Source organism: Streptomyces hokutonensis, assembly GCF_042751305.1.
Lineage (GTDB): Bacteria > Actinomycetota > Actinomycetes > Streptomycetales > Streptomycetaceae > Streptomyces > Streptomyces hokutonensis_A.
The window spans coordinates 115,981-118,460 of the sequence record NZ_JBHYWD010000024.1 but is presented as its reverse complement, the minus strand read 5'-3'; the positions used below and the strand labels follow the sequence as shown (position 1 = coordinate 118,460).

Genomic DNA, 2,480 nt, shown 5'->3' with positions numbered 1-2,480 from the left:
CGCCCCCCGCGCGCCCCCCCCCGCCGCCGCCGCGCCCCACTGCCCCCGAGTGCGAGCCCCCCCCCGGCGGGGGGGGCGCCCACCCCCCCCCCCCCCCCCCCCGCACCCGTGCATGCCCCTCGGCAGTCCTGCCGTGTCCCGCTCGATGTCAGTGTGCTGCTGGGCGTCGGCGACGTCCCCCACCAGGAGATACGCCTGACCGTGCCGCCGGGCTCCGTGCTGGCCCTCTACACAGATGTCGCTGGTGGAAACCCCCACCAGCGACATCGAATTGCGGATCGACGCCCTCGCCATCGCCCTGGAAGAGTCCATCGCCGAGACGGCCTGTCCGGAGCGGGCGGCCGGCTCCGTTTTCGCCGCCCTGCTGCCCGACCCCCAGGACTACAGCGACGGCGTGACCGGTCCTGCCCCTCGCCAGGACCGCGGGCCCCGACGAGGAGTCGGGCCGCGGACTGGCCCTGCTCGACCAACTGGCCTCAACCTGGGCACCCTGCTCGCCGGGGAAGGCAAAGCCGTCTGGTTCTCGCTCCCCCTGCCCTGCCCTCCTCACCGCCACGACGAGAGCACCTCGGGAGACGCTAGCGACTCTCCGGAGTAGCCACTCCTGGCCCCGAACAGTTCCCCCGTCCTCGCGGAGTTGCCCCGGCGTACGCCGGATCCGGCCAAGTGAGCCCCCGCCCGTCGCCGAGATGCCCCTGGCTGTGGCAGGTGTTTCAGCCTCCGCCCCATCCGACGCGATGCCGCCGCCTCGGCCTCCGATTGGGACGGGCAGTCCCGGGCGCTGAAAACGCGTACATCGCCACGGGGATCTGTCGTAGCAGAGCGAGCGGGCAAGCGCCCCCGGATGGGGGCAACCGGGCTGAGACTTTCCGGATACCCGCGTCACACGCACGGCCGGGGCGGGTCTGACGGGATGAGAGCAACTGCCGAACGAAGCAGAGAGGACGTGCCATGACCACGCAGACCGCACCGACTTCCCAGAGCGTGTCCGCCCCGCAGACACGCAAGCCCGCGCAGACCACGACGGACGTCTCCGGCGGTGTCGCCGGGGCCGACCAGCCGGCCGCGAACCGCGGCCGTACCTCGATCGCCGATGTCGTCGTGGTAAAGGTCGCGGGCATCGCGGCCCGGGAGATCCCGGGCGTCTACGACATGGGTGGCGGCCTGTCACGGACCATCGGCGCCGTCCGTGACCGGGTGCCCGGCGGCCGGCCGAACGTGGGGCGCGGAGTGAAGGTCGAGGTCGGCGAGCGCCAGACGGCCATCGACCTGGATCTCGTCGTGGAGTACGGCGTCCCGATCACGGACGTCGCCCGTGACGTGCGGGAGAACGTCATCTCCGCCGTGGAGCGCATCACCGGCCTGGAGGTGGTGGAGGTCAACGTCATCGTCAACGACGTGCACCTGCCCGAAGACGACGCCGAGAGCCAGACCACGGACTCCCGGGTGGCGTGATCGTTCCCTCTGGCAGCAGGCCCGACAGCCGTAGAGAAAGGAACACGTGGTGAGCAGACCGGTCGTGGGGATGGCCACCGGGATGGCGTTGGCCTTCGCCGGATTCTTCGGGGGCTTCGGGGCATTCCTCCTCGTGGGCGCTCTGGGCGCCCTGGGGTGGGCAGCGGGCCACTGGTTCGACGGTGGCGGACGGATGCGGGATCTGCGGGACGCCTACGAGCGGAGCCGTCGATGACCACGGCAGCACAGCGCGGCACAACGACCCTCTCGGACAAGGCTGTTCGCAAGATCGCCGAACGGTCGGCCGCCGAGGTGCTGGCCGGCCGTGGTGCCACGGCCGTACGCGGCATCGCGAAGGGCAGCGCCAGGGTGCGCGGGCGGCGGGCGGACGTGGCCGTCGACGTGGCCCTGCCCTATCCGGCCCCGGTGGCCGAGGAAGTACGGCGGCTTCAGGACCATGTCGGCTCCCGCACCCGGCAGTTGACCGGCCTCGATGTCGCCCGGCCGCGGGTAGGCGTCACCGCCCTGAACCCGCTGCCGGCCGACAGCACTGCCACGGCGCAGAAGGGAACCCCGGCCCACGTCCCCACGGCAGCGACAAGCGGCACCCGCACGCCTTGGCGCTGGTGGTCGCAACGGCGGCTGCCGATGACACTGGTCACGCTGGCGGCGGCCGTGGCCGCCGGTGCCCTGGCCTTCGACATGGCCATGGTCCACACCGCGCACCGACCGCCCGCCGCCTGGCGCACCGGGGCCCTCCACTGGCTGGCGGAGCACGGCCCCGGCGAGCCCGCTGTCGTCGTCGGCTCCGGCGCGGTCGCCGTACTCGGCCTGCTGTTGATCGTCCTCGCTCTGACACCTGGACACCGCGGGCTGCTCACCGTCGCCTGCGACCCGCGGATGGGCGCGGCGGTCGACCGCCGCGGCCGCGCAGCCCACGGGCGGGGCGCGGGGGGCGCGACGGCAGGCCTGCGAGCGGTGACGGTTAGGGGCCGGCGTGACCCCCGGGCCGGCCGCGCCCACCA

At 73.3% G+C, this 2,480-nt stretch carries 4 protein-coding genes; all 4 read left to right on the top strand.

Going from position 1 to position 2,480, the window contains the following annotated elements; genetic code table 11:
• Positions 1-235: 235 nt before the first annotated feature.
• A complete protein-coding gene (locus ACFXC1_RS41390; protein ID WP_381252876.1) occupies positions 236-598 on the top strand; it encodes a hypothetical protein in 363 nt (120 codons plus the stop codon).
• A 353-nt stretch (positions 599-951) separates the two neighbouring features.
• Positions 952-1,455, top strand: coding sequence for an Asp23/Gls24 family envelope stress response protein (locus tag ACFXC1_RS41385; protein WP_381252873.1), 504 nt, complete (start codon positions 952-954; stop codon positions 1,453-1,455).
• A gap of 49 nt (positions 1,456-1,504) precedes the next feature.
• Positions 1,505-1,690, top strand: a complete 186-nt coding sequence (locus tag ACFXC1_RS41380; RefSeq protein ID WP_381252982.1) for a hypothetical protein — start codon at positions 1,505-1,507, stop codon at positions 1,688-1,690.
• On the top strand, positions 1,687-2,480 hold a 794-nt coding region (locus ACFXC1_RS41375; RefSeq protein ID WP_381252870.1), incomplete at its 3' end, for an Asp23/Gls24 family envelope stress response protein. The genes ACFXC1_RS41380 and ACFXC1_RS41375, both read left to right, overlap by 4 nt.